Origin of the sequence: Ramlibacter sp. (assembly GCF_050250995.1) — a bacterium.
In the GTDB taxonomy this organism is placed as follows: Bacteria; Pseudomonadota; Gammaproteobacteria; order Burkholderiales; family Burkholderiaceae_C; genus Ramlibacter.
On record NZ_JBFWNP010000061.1, the window covers coordinates 1 to 16273 of the forward strand.

Genomic DNA, 16273 nt, shown 5'->3' on the forward strand with positions numbered 1-16273 from the left:
TCTACGTGCTGAGCAAGGACGAGGGCGGCCGCCACACGCCGTTCTTCAACAACTACCGCCCGCAGTTCTACTTCCGCACGACCGACGTGACCGGCTCGATCGAGCTGCCGAAGGACAAGGAAATGGTCATGCCCGGCGACAACGTGTCGATCACGGTCAAGCTGATTGCCCCGATCGCCATGGAAGAAGGCCTGCGTTTCGCCATCCGTGAAGGTGGCAAGACCGTGGGTTCGGGCGTCGTTGCCAAGATCATGGAGTAATTCGATAGGGGTATAGCTCAATTGGCAGAGCGTCGGTCTCCAAAACCGAAGGTTGTAGGTTCGATTCCTACTGCCCCTGCCACCTGAGTGGCACCTGACCGAAACGAGCCCGACCGAGTGTCGGGCTTCAGCGTCTTCAAGGAACCGCGATCAAGCATGGCCACCTCTCAAGTTGAAACCGTCAGCACGGGCGCCGACAAGGCCAAGATGGCCGTTGCCGTCGCGCTCGTGTTCGGCGCGATCGCGGCGTTCTATCTGCTGTCGAAGCAGGGCCAGATCGCGCAGTGGGCCGCCCTGATCGTGGGCATGGCCGCGGCCGTGGTGGTGTTCATCACTTCCGAGCCCGGCAAGGAGTTCGTGGCCTTCGGTCGCGACGCCTGGAAGGAGACCCGCAAGGTCGTCTGGCCGACGCGCAAGGAATCCATCCAGATGACGGCCTACGTGTTCGGCTTCGTGGTGATCATGGCGCTGTTCCTGTGGCTGACCGACAAGACCCTGGAGTGGGTGTTCTACGACCTGATCCTGGGCTGGAAGAAGTGATGAGCGAAACCGACAACAGCATCCCCGAGCAAGCCGCGGAAGGCGTGGAGGCCGCGCCGGCCAAGCCGGTCAACCCCGACCTGCGCTGGTACGTGGTGCATGCGTACTCCGGCATGGAGAAGGCGGTCGAGCGCAACATTCGCGAGCGCATCATGCGCGCGGGCATGCAGGACATGTTCGGCGAGATCATGGTGCCGACCGAGGAAGTGGTCGAGATCAAGAACGGCCAGAAGAAGACGTCGCAGCGCCGCTTCTACCCCGGCTACGTCCTGGTCCAGATGATCATGAACGACGACACCTGGCACCTGGTGAAGCACACCAACAAGGTGACGGGTTTCGTGGGCGGCGCCAAGAATCGCCCGGCCCCGATTTCCGAAGACGAGGTCGCCAAGATCCTCGGCCAGATGGAAGAGGGCACCGAGAAGCCCCGCCACAAGGTCGAGTTCGTGGTGGGCGAATACGTGCGCGTCAAGGACGGCCCGTTCACCGACTTCAACGGCACGGTCGAGGAAGTCAATTACGAAAAGAGCAAGGTCCGCGTGTCGGTCACGATCTTCGGTCGTGCCACGCCGGTCGAGCTCGAGTTCTCTCAGGTCGAGAAGACCTGAGCCTGTTCCCCTCGGGCCGCAAGGTCCGGGGGTTCTGTCACCCCCGGGGAGCCGCAAGGCGTTCGTACCCGCAAGGAAAGCAAGCAATGGCGAAGAAAATCGTCGGCTTCATCAAGCTGCAAGTGCCAGCTGGCAAGGCCAACCCCAGTCCCCCGATCGGTCCCGCGCTGGGCCAGCGCGGCCTGAACATCATGGAGTTCTGCAAGGCGTTCAACGCCCAGACCCAGGGCGTCGAGCCGGGCCTGCCGCTGCCGGTGGTCATCACCGCGTTCGCGGACAAGAGCTTCACCTTCATCATCAAGACGCCGCCCGCGACCGTCCTGATCAAGAAGGCCGTGAAGCTCGACAAGGGTTCGGCGAACCCGCTGAAGGACAAGGTCGGCAAGATCACGCGCGCCCAGCTCGAAGAGATCGCCAAGACCAAGCTCAAGGACATGAACGCTGCCGACGTCGACGCCGCCATCCGCACCCTCGCGGGCTCGGCGCGCTCGATGGGCATCACGGTGGAGGGCGTCTAAATGCCGAAGTTGACCAAGAAGCAGAAGGCCCTCGAGGGCAAGGTCGACAGCACCAAGCTGTACCCGCTGACCGATGCCCTCGGCATCGTGATGGAAGCCGCTACCGCCAAGTTCGATGAGTCCATCGACGTGGCCGTGCAGCTGGGCATCGACCCGAAGAAGTCCGACCAGGTCGTGCGCGGCGCTGTCGTGCTGCCCAATGGCACCGGCAAGACGAAGCGCGTCGCCGTGTTCGCCCAGGGCGCCAAGGCCGAGGAAGCCAAGGCCGCCGGCGCCGACATCGTCGGCATGGACGACCTGGCCGCCCGCGTCAAGGCCGGCGACATGCCCTTTGACGTGGTCATCGCCGCGCCGGACGCGATGCGCGTGGTCGGCCAGCTGGGCCAGGTCCTGGGTCCGCGCGGCCTGATGCCGAACCCGAAGGTCGGCACGGTCACGCCGGACGTCGCCACGGCGGTCAAGAACGCCAAGGCGGGCCAGGTGCAGTTCCGCGCCGACAAGGCCGGCATCATCCATGCGACGCTGGGCCGCCGCTCGTTCGCGGCCGACAAGCTGCAGGGCAACCTGGTCGCACTGATCGAAGCGCTGAACAAGGCCAAGCCGGCGTCGAGCAAGGGCGTGTACCTGCGCAAGGTCGCGGTCTCCTCGACGATGGGCCTGGGTGTCCGCGTCGACCTGCAGACACTGAACGCGAGCACGGCGCAAGGCGCGTGACGAAATTGGCGGGCTCCGCAATGAGCTCGCCGGTGTGGTGGGCCGTGCCGGGCAACCGGCGCGGGCCATCCAAGACCGTTGGCGGGGCAGGGGCCCCTTAATCGGAAGACGGAAAGCCAACGCAGATGGCGATCCCGCCGCGAAAGAGAAACGAGAGATTCTCCGAAACGGTTGGTCGCTTCAATCCAAGGGCGCGCCGAGGGGGAAACCCCGGAGCGCAATATGAAGGAGTAGACCTTGAGTCTGAATCGCAGTGAGAAAGAAGCGGTCGTCAGCGATGTGACCGCACTCGCCGCCAAAGCTCAAACGCTGGTGATGGCGGAGTACCGCGGCATCACGGTCGCCGACATGACGAAACTGCGCACCGACGCGCGCAGCAAGGGCGTGACCCTGAGTGTTCTGAAGAACACCCTGGCTCGCCGTGCTGTGGCCGGAAGCGCATTCGAAGTGGCGGGCGACCAGATGACCGGTCCGCTGATCTACGGCTTCTCCGTGGACCCCGTGGCCGCCGCGAAGGTGGTGGCCGATTTCGCGAAGACGAACGACAAGCTCGTCATCCGCGGCGGAGTCTACGGCGGCAAGTCGCTGGACGTTGCCGGCGTGAAGCAGCTCGCGAACATTCCGTCGAAGGATGTTCTGCTGGCCCAGCTTTGCGGCCTGTTGATGTCGCCCATCTCGCGCACGGCCGTGGTGCTGAGCGCGCTGGCGAAGAAGAAAGAAGAGCCGGCGGCCGAGCCGGCAGCGGCTGCCGCCTGAGCCAGGCAGCAGCCCCACTCCCCACCAACCTATTTCGGAAAGATCAAAATGGCATTCGACAAAGACGCATTCCTGACGGCGCTGGACAGCATGTCCGTCATGGAACTCAATGACCTGGTGAAGGCCATTGAAGAGAAGTTCGGCGTGTCCGCCGCGGCGATGGCCGCGCCGGCCGGCGCCGGTGGTGGCGGCGCCGCCGCCCCCGCAGCGGAAGAGAAGACCGAGTTCACGGTGCAGCTGCTGGAAGCCGGCGCGCAGAAGGTCGGCGTCATCAAGGCCGTCCGCGAAATCACCGGCCTGGGCCTCAAGGAAGCCAAGGACCTGGTCGACGGCGCACCGAAGGCCGTCAAGGAAGGCATGAACAAGGCCGACGCCGAAGCCGCCAAGAAGAAGCTGGAAGATGCCGGCGCCAAGGTCGAGCTGAAGTAACTCGATCTCGGTCCAAGGCTGGAGCGTCCCTTCGGGGCCTCCAGCCTTTCGTGCTTACAGAGCACACCCGACAGCCCCTCGTGGAGGCGCTGCCGAGTGTCTTCTGACCCGACTGCAGAAGACCGCTTGGTTCGGGCCGCGTGCAATGCGCGGCCGTCCGCCAAGGTTGGTAGTGGCCAACCCGCCAAGCCTGCCCTCGCCCGGGGCGCGCCAGTCGACGAATCTGCTCTAGAGATTCACTAGCCCGGAGATCTCATGGCCTACTCTTATACCGAACGCAAGCGCATCCGCAAGAGCTTCGGCAAACGCGACAGCGTGCTCGAAGTCCCCTACCTGCTGCAGATGCAGAAGGATGCGTACACGGCCTTCCTGCAAGCCGACGCGCCACCGCAGAAACGCACCATCGAAGGCCTGCAGGCGGCATTCGACGCGGCCTTCCCCATCGTCTCCCACAACGGCTTCGTGGAGATGAAGTTCATCGAATACAACCTCGCCAAGCCCGCGTTCGACGTGCGCGAGTGCCAGACGCGCGGCCTGACCTTCGCGTCCGCCGTGCGCGCGCGCGTGCAGCTCATCATCTACGACCGCGAGTCCTCGACCCCCGGCTCGAAGGTGGTGAAGGAAGTGAAGGAGCAGGAGGTCTACATGGGCGAAGTGCCGCTCATGACCGACAAGGGCTCGTTCATCATCAACGGCACCGAGCGCGTGATCGTCTCGCAGCTGCACCGCTCGCCGGGCGTGTTCTTCGAGCACGACAAGGGCAAGACCCACAGCTCGGGCAAACTGCTGTTTTCCGCGCGCATCATTCCCTACCGCGGCTCGTGGCTCGACTTCGAGTTCGACCCGAAGGACGTGCTGTACTTCCGCGTCGACCGCCGCCGCAAGATGCCCGTGACGATCCTGCTGAAGGCCATCGGCCTCACGCCGGAAACCATCCTCGCGAACTTCTTCGTCAACGACAACTTCCGCCTCATGGACACGGGCGCGCAGATGGAGTTCGTCTCCGAGCGCATCCGCGGCGAGGTCGCGCGCTTCGACATCACCGACAAGTCGGGCAAGGTCGTCGTCGCCAAGGACAAGCGCGTCACCGCGCGCCACACCCGCGAGCTCGAGCAGTCGGGCACCACGCACATCAGCGTGCCGGAAGACTACCTCGTCGGCCGCGTCGTCGCCCGCAACATCATCGACCCCGACACGGGCGAGATCATCGCGAAGGCGAACGACGAGCTGACCGAGTCGCTGCTGAAGAAGCTGCGTTCGGCGAACATCCAGGACATCCAGGCGATCTACACCAACGAGCTCGACCAGGGCCCGTACATGTCGCAGACGCTGCGCATCGACGAGACGGTCGACGAGTTCGCGGCACGCGTGGCCATCTACCGCATGATGCGCCCCGGCGAGCCGCCGACCGAAGACGCGGTGCAGGCGCTCTTCCAGCGCCTCTTCTACAACCCGGACACGTACGACCTGTCGCGCGTCGGCCGCATGAAGTTCAACGCCAAGGTCGGCCGCGACACCGCGGACGGCCCGATGGTGCTGACCAACGACGACATCCTGTCGGTCGTGAAGATCCTCGTCGACCTGCGCAACGGCCGCGGCGAAGTGGACGACATCGACCACCTGGGCAACCGCCGCGTGCGTTGCGTCGGCGAACTCGCCGAGAACCAGTACCGCACGGGCCTCGCGCGCATCGAGAAGGCCGTGAAGGAGCGCCTCGGCCAGGCCGAGCAAGAGCCGCTGATGCCGCACGACCTGATCAACTCCAAGCCGATTTCCGCGGCGCTCAAGGAGTTCTTCGGCGCGTCGCAGCTGTCGCAGTTCATGGACCAGACCAACCCGCTGTCCGAGATCACGCACAAGCGCCGCGTCTCGGCCCTCGGCCCGGGCGGTCTCACGCGCGAGCGCGCCGGCTTCGAGGTGCGCGACGTTCACGTCACCCACTACGGCCGCGTGTGCCCGATCGAGACGCCGGAAGGCCCGAACATCGGCCTGATCAACTCGCTCGCCCTGTACGCGCGCCTGAACGAATACGGCTTCATCGAAACGCCGTACCGCCAGGTCCGCGACGGCAAGGTGACGATGCAGATCGACTACCTGTCGGCCATCGAGGAAGGCAAGTACGTCATCGCGCAGGCCAACGCCGTGCTCGACGCCGACGGCAAACTCACCGACGAGCTGGTGTCCGCGCGCGAAGCCGGCGAATCGATCCTCGTCGGCGCCGAGCGCATCCAGTACATGGACGTGTCGCCCGCGCAGATCGTGTCGGTGGCCGCATCGCTCGTGCCCTTCCTCGAGCACGACGACGCGAACCGCGCGCTGATGGGCGCCAACATGCAGCGCCAGGCGGTGCCGGTGCTGCGTCCCGAGAAGGCCTTCGTCGGCACGGGCATCGAACGCGTCTCCGCGGTCGACTCGGGCACGGTGGTCACGGCCACGCGCGGCGGCGTCGTCGACTATGTCGACGCCACGCGCATCGTGGTCCGCGTGAACGATGCCGAGGCGCAGGCGGGCGAGGTCGGCGTCGACATCTACAACCTGATCAAGTACCAGCGTTCGAACCAGAACACGAACATCCACCAGCGCCCCATCGTCAAGCGCGGCGACAAGATCGCCAAGGGCGACGTGGTGGCCGACGGTGCGTCGACCGACCTCGGCGAGCTCGCGCTCGGGCAGAACATGCTGGTCGCGTTCATGCCCTGGAACGGCTACAACTTCGAGGACTCGATCCTCATCAGCGAGCGCGTCGTCGCCGACGACCGCTACACCTCGATCCACATCGAGGAACTGGTGGTGATGGCCCGCGACACGAAGCTGGGGCCGGAGGAAATCACGCGCGACATTCCCAACCTGTCGGAGCAGCAGCTCAATCGCCTCGACGAGTCCGGGATCATCTATGTCGGCGCCGAAGTGCAGCCGGGCGACGTGCTGGTGGGCAAGGTCACGCCGAAGGGCGAGACCACGCTGACGCCGGAAGAGAAGCTGCTGCGCGCGATCTTCGGCGAGAAGGCGTCCGACGTGAAGGACACCTCGCTGCGCGTCGACCAGGGCTCGCAGGGCACGGTCATCGACGTCCAGGTGTTCACGCGCGAAGGCATCCAGCGCGACAAGCGCGCGCAGCAGATCATCGACGATGAACTGAAGCGCTTCCGCCTCGACCTGAACGACCAGCTGCGCATCGTCGAGGCCGACGCCTTCGACCGCATGGGCAAGCTGCTGAACGGCCGCACGGCCAATGGCGGCCCCAACAAGCTCGGCAAGGGCGACAAGATCGACAAGGCGTATCTCGACTCCGTCGAGAAGTACCACTGGTTCGACATCCGCCCGGCCGAAGAGGACATCGCCTCGCAGCTCGAGTCGATCAAGAACTCGCTCGAGCAGACGCGCCACAGCTTCGATCTCGCGTTCGAAGAGAAGCGCAAGAAGCTCACGCAGGGCGACGAGCTGCCGGCGGGCGTGCTGAAGATGGTCAAGGTCTACCTGGCCGTCAAGCGCCGCCTGCAGCCCGGCGACAAGATGGCCGGCCGCCACGGCAACAAGGGCGTCGTGTCCAAGATCGTTCCGGTCGAGGACATGCCCTACATGGCCGACGGCACGCCGTGCGACATCGTGCTCAACCCGCTGGGCGTGCCTTCGCGCATGAACGTGGGGCAGGTGCTCGAAGTCCACCTGGGCTGGGCCGCCAAGGGCATCGGCAACCGCATCGGCGCCATGCTGCAGCAGGAAGCGAAGGCGGCCGAGCTGCGCAAGTTCATGGAAGAGCTGTACAACAAGTCCGGCAAGAAGGAAGCGCTGGGCGAGTTGTCCGACGAGGACGTGGTCGAGATGGCCGGCCAGCTCTCCAAGGGTCTGCCCTTCGCGACGCCGGTGTTCGACGGCGCCTCGGAAGAGGAAATCCGCGGCATGCTGAAGCTCGCCTTCCCCGAGGACGTCGCCAAGGTCAAGGGCCTCACGGCCACGCGGACGCAGGCGATGCTGTGCGACGGCCGAACGGGCGATCAGTTCGAGCGTCCCGTCACCGTCGGCTACATGCACGTGCTGAAGCTGCACCACCTGGTGGACGACAAGATGCACGCCCGCTCGACCGGCCCGTACTCGCTGGTCACGCAGCAGCCGCTGGGCGGCAAGGCGCAATTCGGCGGCCAGCGTTTCGGCGAGATGGAAGTGTGGGCGCTCGAAGCCTACGGCGCTTCCTACACGCTGCAGGAAATGCTGACCGTGAAGTCCGACGACGTGCAGGGCCGCACCAAGGTGTACGAGTCCATCGTCAAGGGCGAACACGCGATCGATGCGGGCATGCCCGAGTCGTTCAACGTGCTGGTCAAGGAAATCCGGTCGCTCGGAATCGACATCGAACTCGAGCGCTCGTAAAAGGAAGGACAGAGTTACATGAAATCCCTACTCGACCTGTTCAAGCAGTTCACGCCGGACGAGCATTTCGATGCCATCCGCATCGGCATCGCCTCGCCCGAGAAGATCCGCTCGTGGTCCTTCGGCGAAGTGAAGAAGCCGGAGACCATCAACTACCGCACGTTCAAGCCGGAGCGCGATGGCCTCTTCTGCGCCAAGATCTTCGGCCCCATCAAGGACTACGAGTGCCTGTGCGGCAAGTACAAGCGCCTGAAGCACCGCGGCGTGATCTGCGAGAAGTGCGGCGTCGAAGTGACCCAGACCAAGGTGCGCCGCGAGCGCATGGGCCACATCGACCTGGCCGCGCCCTGCGCGCACATCTGGTTCCTGAAGTCGCTGCCGTCGCGCCTGGGCCTCGTGCTCGACATGACGCTGCGCGACATCGAGCGCGTGCTGTACTTCGAAGCGTACGTGGTGACCGACCCCGGCATGACCCCGCTGAAGAAGTTCAGCATCATGTCCGAGGACGACTACGACGCGAAGCGCAAGGAATACGGTGACGAGTACGTCGCCAAGATGGGCGCCGAAGGCATCAAGGACCTGCTCGAAGGCATCGACCTCGACATCGAGATCGAAAAGCTGCGCGGCGACCTGACCGGCTCCGAAGTCAAGGTCAAGAAGAACGCGAAGCGCCTGAAGGTCCTCGAGGCCTTCAAGAAGTCGGGCATGAAGCCCAACTGGATGGTGATGGAAGTGCTGCCCGTGCTGCCGCCGGACCTGCGTCCGCTGGTGCCGCTGGACGGCGGCCGCTTCGCCACCTCCGACCTGAACGACCTGTATCGCCGCGTCATCAACCGCAACTCGCGCCTGAAGCGCCTGCTCGAACTCAAGGCGCCCGAGATCATCGCGCGCAACGAGAAGCGGATGCTGCAGGAGGCTGTGGATTCGCTGCTGGACAACGGTCGCCGCGGCAAGGCGATGACGGGCGCCAACAAGCGCGCCCTGAAGTCGCTGGCCGACATGATCAAGGGCAAGAGCGGCCGCTTCCGCCAGAACCTGCTGGGCAAGCGCGTCGACTACTCGGGCCGCTCGGTCATCACCGTGGGCCCGACGCTCAAGCTGCACCAGTGCGGCCTGCCGAAGCTGATGGCGCTCGAGCTCTTCAAGCCCTTCATCTTCTCGCGCCTGGAAGCCATGGGCATCGCGACCACGATCAAGGCCGCGAAGAAGGAAGTCGAATCCGGCACGCCGGTGGTGTGGGACATCCTCGAAGAGGTGATCAAGGAGCACCCGGTTCTGCTGAACCGCGCTCCGACGCTGCACCGCCTGGGCATCCAGGCCTTCGAGCCGATCCTGATCGAAGGCAAGGCGATCCAGCTGCACCCGCTGGTTTGCGCGGCGTTCAACGCCGACTTCGACGGCGACCAGATGGCCGTCCACGTGCCGCTGTCGGTGGAAGCGCAGATGGAAGCCCGCACGCTGATGCTGGCCTCCAACAACGTGCTGTTCCCGGCCTCGGGCGAGCCCTCCATCGTGCCGTCGCAGGACGTCGTGCTGGGCCTGTACTACACGACCCGCGAGCGCATCAACGGCAAGGGCGAGGGCATGATCTTCGCCGACGTCGCCGAAGTGCAGCGCGCCCTGGACCTCGGCCACGTCGAGATCACCAGCAAGGTGTCGGTGCGCCTGGTCGAGTGGAGCCGCAACAAGGACACGGGCGAGTTCGAGCCCACGCGTTCGCTCGTCGACACGACGGTCGGCCGCGCGCTGCTGTCCGAGATCCTGCCGAAGGGCCTGCCGTTCAGCAACATGAACAAGGCGCTGAAGAAGAAGGAAATCTCGCGCCTGATCAACGTGTCCTTCCGCAAGTGCGGCCTGAAGGAAACCGTGGTGTTCGCGGACAAGCTGCTGCAAAACGGCTTCCGCCTCGCCACCAAGGCCGGCATCTCCATCGCGGTCGACGACATGCTCGTGCCGAAGGAGAAGCACAACATCATCGAGCGCTCCGAGAAGGAAGTGAAGGAGATCGAGCAGCAGTACAGCTCGGGTCTCGTCACGGCCGGCGAGCGCTACAACAAGGTGGTGGACATCTGGGGCAAGGCCGGCGACGAAGTGTCGAAGGTCATGATGGCCCAGCTCGCGAAAGAGAAGGTCATCGACCGCCACGGCAAGGAAGTGGACCAGGAGTCGTTCAACTCCATCTACATGATGGCCGACTCCGGCGCCCGCGGTTCCGCCGCGCAGATCCGCCAGCTGGCGGGCATGCGGGGCCTGATGGCCAAGCCGGACGGCTCGATCATCGAGACGCCCATCACGGCCAACTTCCGCGAAGGCCTGAACGTGCTGCAGTACTTCATCTCCACCCACGGCGCCCGCAAGGGCCTCGCGGACACGGCGCTGAAGACCGCGAACTCGGGCTACCTCACGCGCCGCCTGGTCGACGTGACGCAGGATCTCGTGGTGACCGAGGAAGACTGCGGCACCTCCGACGGCGCGCTCATGCGCGCCATCGTGGAGGGCGGCGAAGTCATCGAATCGCTGCGCGACCGGATCCTGGGCCGCGTCGCGGCCGAGGACGCGCTGCACCCCGAGACGCGCGAGACCGTCGTCAAGGCGGGCACGATGCTCGACGAAGACGCGATCGACGTGCTCGAAGCCGCGGCGGTGGACGAAGTGAAGGTCCGCACGGCCCTGAACTGCGCCACGCGCTTCGGCCTGTGCGCCAAGTGCTATGGCCGCGACCTCGGCCGCGGCGGCATGGTCAACGTCGGCGAAGCGGTCGGCGTGATCGCCGCGCAGTCGATCGGCGAGCCCGGCACGCAGCTGACGATGCGCACGTTCCACATCGGCGGCGCGGCCTCGCGCGCGGCGGTGGCGTCGAGCGTCGATGCCAAGTCATCGGGCGTCGTCGGCTTCAACAGCACGATGCGCTACGTGACCAACGGCAAGGGCGAGCTGGTCGTGATCGCGCGCTCGGGCGAGATCGTCATCCACGACGAGCACGGCCGCGAGCGCGAGCGCCACAAGGTGCCGTACGGCGCGATCCTGGCGGTGAAGGCCGACCAGCAGATCAAGGCCGGCACGATCCTGGGCAACTGGGACCCGCTCACGCGACCCATCATCACGGAGTTCGCCGGCACGATCAAGTTCGAGAACGTCGAGGAAGGCCTCACGGTCGCCAAGCAGGTCGACGAAGTCACCGGCCTGTCGACCCTGGTCGTGATCGACCCGAAGCGCCGCGGCTCCGCCAAGGTGGTTCGTCCGCAGGTGAAGCTGATCGACGCGCAGGGCAACGAGGTCAAGATCCCCGGCACCGACCACTCGGTGACGATTGCCTTCCAGGTCGGCTCGCTCGTCCAGGTGCGCGACGGCCAGGACGTGGGACCCGGCGAAGTGCTGGCGCGCATTCCGGTCGAAGGCCAGAAGACGCGCGACATCACGGGCGGCCTGCCGCGCGTGGCCGAGCTCTTCGAAGCGCGTTCGCCCAAGGACAAGGGCGTGCTCGCCGAGATGACGGGCACCGTGTCGTTCGGCAAGGAGACCAAGGGCAAGATCCGCCTGCAGATCACCGACCCCGAAGGCGGCATCCACGAGGAACTCGTGCCGAAGGAAAAGAACATCCTCGTGCACGAAGGCCAGGTGGTGAACAAGGGCGAATCCGTGGTCGACGGCCCGGCCGATCCGCAGGACATCCTGCGCCTGCTGGGCGCCGAGGAGCTCGCGCGCTACATCGTCGACGAGGTGCAGGACGTCTACCGCCTCCAGGGCGTGAAGATCAACGACAAGCACATCGAGGTGATCGTTCGCCAGATGCTGCGTCGCGTGGTCGTCGAAAACCCGGGCGAGAGCGACTACATCGGCGGCGAGCAGGTCGAGCGTTCGGAGATCCTCGACACCAACGACCGGCTGCGCGGCGAGAGCAAGATTCCCGCGACGTACAGCAACCTGCTGCTGGGCATCACGAAGGCGTCCCTGTCGACCGACTCGTTCATCTCCGCCGCTTCCTTCCAGGAAACGACGCGCGTGCTGACCGAGGCGGCGATCATGGGCAAGCGCGACGAGCTGCGCGGCCTGAAGGAGAACGTCATCGTCGGCCGCCTGATCCCCGCGGGCACCGGCATGGCGTACCACGTGGCGCGCAAGGCGAAGGACGCCATGGACGACGCCGAGCGCCGCGCCATCGCCGACGCCGAAGCCGCCGACCTGGCGGTGGCCATGGAAGCCTCGGCGGGTGCCGCTGGTGACGCAGAGGGTTCGACCTCGGCCGAGTAAGCGCTGCCTCTACCTGTAAGGTAGGGCGCCACCTGCGAGGGTGGCGCCCTTTTCTTTTTGGCGGTGCGGTGCCGTACGTGGCGGACCGGCTGCCACCGGGTGATCTACCATTCCGGGCCAGACACCCGACCGGACCGCCCGCAGAAGGAATCCGCAGGCTCATGCCTCTTACGCTCTCCCAGCTCGAACGCCACCTGTTCAAGGCCGCCGTTATTCTGCGCGGCAAGATGGATGCCTCCGAATTCGAGGAGTACATCGGTGGACGACCTCCTCACCGGCCGCGTCTGCGCCAATCTCTCTTGGACGCGGTTCCATGACCGACCGCCCGACCTCCCTCACGCCTGCCCCCACCGGCTACGCTGACTGGCTCGCCGAGTTGAAGTCGCGCATTCATGGCGCGCAGCAACGCGCGGCGCTTGCGGTGAACCGGGAGCTGGTGGGGCTGTACTGGCAGATCGGCCGCGACATCCTGGAGCGTCAGGCGCGCGAAGGCTGGGGCGCCAAGGTGATCGACCGGCTGGCGCACGACCTGCGCAGCGCGTTCCCGGACATGAAGGGGTTTTCGTCGCGCAACCTCAAATACATGCGTGCCTTCGCGCAAGCCTGGCCCGAACACGAATTCGTGCAGCAGGCTGCTGCACGATTGCCCTGGTTTCATCTCTGCACCCTGATCGATAAGCTCAAGTCGCGCGAGGAGCGCGACTGGTACCTTGCACGGGCCGTCGAGCACAACTGGTCGCGCAACGTGCTCGAGATGCAGATCGAGACGAACCTGCGGCAGCGCACGGGGCGCGCCTTGACCAACTTCGTGCTGCGGCTACCGCCGCCGCAGTCCGACCTGGCGCGGGAATCCCTGAAGGACCCCTACCGCCTCGATTTCCTGGGCTTGGCCGAGGAAGCGCAGGAGCGCGAGGTCGAAGGTGTCCTGGTGCGCCACGTCACCCAGTTTCTGCTGGAGTTGGGCGCCGGATTCGCCTACGTCGGCCGCCAGGTGCTGCTGAACGTGGGAGGCGACGACTTCTTCATCGACCTGCTCTTCTATCACCTCCAGCTGCGCTGCTACGTCGTAATCGAGCTCAAGGGCGGAAAGTTCAAGCCGGAACACCTCGGTCAGCTGGGCTTCTGCCTCACTGCGGTCGACTTGCAGCTCAAACGCCCGGACGATGGCCCCACCCTCGGCCTGCTTCTGTGCAAGAGCAGGAACAAGGTCGTGGCCGAGTATGCCCTCCGTGACAACACGCAACCCATGGGGGTCGCGGAATACAGGTTGCGGGAGTCGCTGCCGGAAACGCTGCAGACCAACCTGCCGAGCATCGAACAGATCGAGGAGGAGCTGGGTCGGATGCCGAACGGGTCCGCCATGGAGGGCGACTGATGGGTTGGGAGGTGGAGGAAGATGTGCGGGGCACCTTGAGCAGTGGGAAGCATGAGATCCCCGCGCTGCGCGACCGGAATACGCGCGTAGTGGACCTGTTGCGTCAACGAGGCGTGGCTGGCCGAACACGGCATGTGCGCCGAAGGCTCTTTGCGTCTGGACGCTGTTCATGACCTCATCGCTGCTGTTCTGGACGGCCCTGGCCATCCTCGTCTTCTGGGCCGTGGGCGCCTACAACCGCCTCGTGCGCCTGCGTTCGGACGTGAACGCGGGCTTTGCCGCGCTGGACGCAGAGCTCTCGCGGCAGGTGGCGCTGGTGCTGGCCATGGCGCCGGCGCCGGAGGATCTGACGGACTCTCAGTTCGACGGCGGCAGCGCGTTCTGGACCGGGCTGCAGAGCGCCGCGTCGCAGTTCGCCGCCTCGCTCGCAGCCGCGCGGCAAAAGCCCCTCGATCCCGAGCGCATCGCGGCGCTCGGCGCGGCGCACGAAATCCTGGACATGGCATGGGACCGTGCGCTGCGCGACGACGCGCACGACCTGGCGGGCGCGCGGCTGCCCGAGACCGTGATGCAGCAGCGCGCGCACCTGGCGCAGGCGACGCAGGCCGCCACGGAGAATTTCAATCGCGCCGTCGCCCGGTACAACGATGCCATCGCGCAGTTCCCCGCGCTCGTGCTCGCTTGGATCTTCGGGTTCGCGGCCACGCGCGGACTGCGCGCCCGGCCATAACCTCATTTCCAAGTCGTCTTTGGACTTGCGGACGGCCGAGCCCTATAGTGCGCTCCACCGACAACGAGGAGAGAACATGGCGTGGAAAAGGATCGCCGCGGCAGCCGTCGCGGCGGGGGCACTGTGGGTGGCCGGCCCGGCAGGCGCGCAGACGCCGCAGGACCTGAACGTGCGATCGCTCGCCGCGACTTGCGCGAACTGCCACGGCACGCAGGGGCAGCCGGTCAGCGGATCCACGGTGCCGGGGCTCGCCGGCATGCCGCGCGATGCGATGCTGGCTTCGATGAAGGCCTTTCGCGACGGCACGCGGCCGGCGACGATCATGCACCAGATCGCCAAGGGCTACAGCGAGGCGCAGCTCGCGCAGATCGCCGCGTACTTCGCGGCTCAGAAGAAGTGAGGCCCGCCATCATGCAAAGACGTTCCTTCCTTCAATCGTCGGCGGCGCTCTCGCTGCTGGGACTGGCTTCCTGCGCGACGACGTCGATCCCGGCGAAGGCGCGCGTGGTCGTCGTCGGCGGCGGCTACGGCGGCGCGACGGCGGCGAAGTACGTGCGCCTGCTGTCGGACCACAAGATCGACGTGGTGCTGATCGAGCCCAACGAGGCCTTCGTTTCCTGTCCGATCTCCAACCTCGTCATCGGCGGCAGCCGGCAGATGGCCGACATCACCACGCCGTACACGGGCCTCGCGCGCAACCACGGCGTGACCGTGGTGCGCGACTCGGCGCGATCCATCGACACGTCGCGCAAGGTCGTCACGCTCGCGGGCGGCGCGACCATCGGCTACGACAAGCTCGTGGTGTCGCCCGGCGTCGACCTGATGTTCGGCGCGGTCGACGGCCTGCAGGCAGCGCAGCAATCGGGCCAGATCGTGCAGGCGTGGAAGGCCGGCGCGGAAACGGTGACGCTGCGGCGCCAGCTCGAGGCGATGCCCGACGGCGGCACGTACGTGCTGACGGTGCCGGAGCAACCCTACCGCTGCCCACCCGGACCCTACGAGCGCGCCTGCCAGGTCGCGTGGTACTTCAAGAAGGCGAAGCCGCGCAGCAAGGTGCTCATCCTCGACGCGAACCCCGACGTCACGTCGAAGGGCGCGCTCTTCAAGAAGGTGTGGGCCGAGCAGTACCGCGGCATCGTCGAATTCCGCGGCCAGCACAAGCTCACCGCGGTCGATGCGCGCACGAACACGGCGAAGTTCGAGATCCACGAGGACATGAAGGCGAACGTCCTGAATGCGCTGCCGCCGATGCGCGCCGGCGCGATCGCCGTGCAGACGGGCCTGGCGAACCTCGCCAACAACCGCTGGTGCGGCGTCGACTACCTCACCTTCGAATCCACCGCGGCGAAGGACGTCCACGTCATCGGCGATTCGATCCAGATCGCGCCGGGCATGCCCAAGAGCGGTCACATGGCGAACAACCACGCCAAGGTTGCCGCGGCGGCCATCGTCGCGCGACTGTCGGGCTGGGAGGCGAACGCCGCGCCGATGCTCACCAACACCTGCTACAGCTACGTCGACGACAAGAACGTCGTGCATGTGGCGAGCGTGCATCAGTATGTGGCGGCCGAAAAGACCTTCAAGACCGTCGCCGGCTCGGGCGGACTGAGCCCGGGGCCGACGGAGCTCGAAGGTGCGTATGCGTGGAACTGGGCGCGCAACATCTGGGCGGACGCGCTGACCTAAGCGCGCCTTCGCGGGAATGACGGCCCATCGGGCTGACA

13 protein-coding genes, 1 tRNA gene and 1 pseudogene are annotated in these 16273 nt (G+C 65.8%); all 15 read left to right on the forward strand.

The annotated features are described in order from the left end of the window. Positions 1-260, forward strand: a pseudogene (gene tuf / locus AB7E83_RS24895) (elongation factor Tu); the annotation flags it as partial. Positions 261-266: 6 nt separating this feature from the next. Further along, positions 267-342, forward strand: a tRNA-Trp gene (locus tag AB7E83_RS24900). A 74-nt stretch (positions 343-416) separates the two neighbouring features. Next, positions 417-800 (forward strand): preprotein translocase subunit SecE, encoded by a 384-nt coding sequence (gene secE / locus AB7E83_RS24905; protein WP_428573611.1) that lies wholly within the window; start codon positions 417-419, stop codon positions 798-800. After that, positions 800-1408, forward strand: a complete 609-nt coding sequence (gene nusG / locus AB7E83_RS24910) for a transcription termination/antitermination protein NusG (RefSeq protein WP_428573613.1) — start codon at positions 800-802, stop codon at positions 1406-1408. Before secE ends, nusG begins: the two co-directional genes overlap by 1 nt. An 86-nt stretch (positions 1409-1494) precedes the next feature. Continuing rightward, on the forward strand, positions 1495-1926 hold the full coding sequence (rplK, locus tag AB7E83_RS24915; protein WP_428573615.1) for a 50S ribosomal protein L11: 432 nt from the start codon (positions 1495-1497) through the stop codon (positions 1924-1926). Next, entirely contained in the window at positions 1927-2640 is a 714-nt protein-coding gene (gene rplA, locus AB7E83_RS24920) for a 50S ribosomal protein L1 (protein WP_428573617.1), read from the forward strand. A gap of 237 nt (positions 2641-2877) precedes the next feature. Continuing rightward, positions 2878-3396, forward strand: a complete 519-nt coding sequence (gene rplJ / locus AB7E83_RS24925) for a 50S ribosomal protein L10 (RefSeq protein WP_428573619.1) — start codon at positions 2878-2880, stop codon at positions 3394-3396. A gap of 48 nt (positions 3397-3444) precedes the next feature. Beyond that, complete coding sequence (gene rplL / locus AB7E83_RS24930; RefSeq protein WP_428573621.1) at positions 3445-3825, forward strand: 50S ribosomal protein L7/L12; 381 nt, start codon at positions 3445-3447, stop codon at positions 3823-3825. A 255-nt stretch (positions 3826-4080) separates the two neighbouring features. Further along, entirely contained in the window at positions 4081-8193 is a 4113-nt protein-coding gene (rpoB, locus tag AB7E83_RS24935) for a DNA-directed RNA polymerase subunit beta (RefSeq protein WP_428573623.1), read from the forward strand. 18 nt (positions 8194-8211) lie between these two features. Continuing rightward, positions 8212-12444, forward strand: a complete 4233-nt coding sequence (rpoC, locus tag AB7E83_RS24940; RefSeq protein ID WP_428573625.1) for a DNA-directed RNA polymerase subunit beta' — start codon at positions 8212-8214, stop codon at positions 12442-12444. Between the two features lie 161 nt (positions 12445-12605). After that, positions 12606-12761, forward strand: coding sequence for a hypothetical protein (locus tag AB7E83_RS24945; protein WP_428573627.1), 156 nt, complete (start codon positions 12606-12608; stop codon positions 12759-12761). Continuing rightward, complete coding sequence (locus AB7E83_RS24950) at positions 12758-13819, forward strand: PDDEXK nuclease domain-containing protein (RefSeq protein WP_428573629.1); 1062 nt, start codon at positions 12758-12760, stop codon at positions 13817-13819. The genes AB7E83_RS24945 and AB7E83_RS24950 overlap by 4 nt, the downstream gene beginning before the upstream one ends. A gap of 169 nt (positions 13820-13988) precedes the next feature. Continuing rightward, positions 13989-14549 carry a LemA family protein gene (locus tag AB7E83_RS24955; protein WP_428573631.1) on the forward strand — a complete coding sequence of 187 codons (561 nt, stop codon included), beginning with the start codon at positions 13989-13991 and terminating at the stop codon, positions 14547-14549. 76 nt (positions 14550-14625) lie between these two features. Then, positions 14626-14949, forward strand: a complete 324-nt coding sequence (locus tag AB7E83_RS24960; RefSeq protein WP_428573633.1) for a c-type cytochrome — start codon at positions 14626-14628, stop codon at positions 14947-14949. 11 nt (positions 14950-14960) lie between these two features. After that, entirely contained in the window at positions 14961-16235 is a 1275-nt protein-coding gene (locus tag AB7E83_RS24965) for an FCSD flavin-binding domain-containing protein (protein ID WP_428573635.1), read from the forward strand. Positions 16236-16273: the final 38 nt, after the last annotated feature.

Excerpts from the sequence above, each read along its gene's own strand:
- secE (WP_428573611.1), top strand. The coding sequence starts at position 417 with ATGGCCACCTCTCAAGTTGAAACCGTCAGCACGGGCGCCGACAAGGCC.
- nusG (WP_428573613.1), top strand. The coding sequence starts at position 800 with ATGAGCGAAACCGACAACAGCATCCCCGAGCAAGCCGCGGAAGGCGTG.
- rplK (WP_428573615.1), top strand. The coding sequence starts at position 1,495 with ATGGCGAAGAAAATCGTCGGCTTCATCAAGCTGCAAGTGCCAGCTGGC.
- rplA (WP_428573617.1), top strand. The coding sequence starts at position 1,927 with ATGCCGAAGTTGACCAAGAAGCAGAAGGCCCTCGAGGGCAAGGTCGAC.
- rplL (WP_428573621.1), top strand. The coding sequence starts at position 3,445 with ATGGCATTCGACAAAGACGCATTCCTGACGGCGCTGGACAGCATGTCC.
- rpoB (WP_428573623.1), top strand. The coding sequence starts at position 4,081 with ATGGCCTACTCTTATACCGAACGCAAGCGCATCCGCAAGAGCTTCGGC.
- rpoC (WP_428573625.1), top strand. The coding sequence starts at position 8,212 with ATGAAATCCCTACTCGACCTGTTCAAGCAGTTCACGCCGGACGAGCAT.
- AB7E83_RS24945 (WP_428573627.1), top strand. The coding sequence starts at position 12,606 with ATGCCTCTTACGCTCTCCCAGCTCGAACGCCACCTGTTCAAGGCCGCC.
- AB7E83_RS24950 (WP_428573629.1), top strand. The coding sequence starts at position 12,758 with ATGACCGACCGCCCGACCTCCCTCACGCCTGCCCCCACCGGCTACGCT.
- AB7E83_RS24955 (WP_428573631.1), top strand. The coding sequence starts at position 13,989 with ATGACCTCATCGCTGCTGTTCTGGACGGCCCTGGCCATCCTCGTCTTC.
- AB7E83_RS24960 (WP_428573633.1), top strand. The coding sequence starts at position 14,626 with ATGGCGTGGAAAAGGATCGCCGCGGCAGCCGTCGCGGCGGGGGCACTG.
- AB7E83_RS24965 (WP_428573635.1), top strand. The coding sequence starts at position 14,961 with ATGCAAAGACGTTCCTTCCTTCAATCGTCGGCGGCGCTCTCGCTGCTG.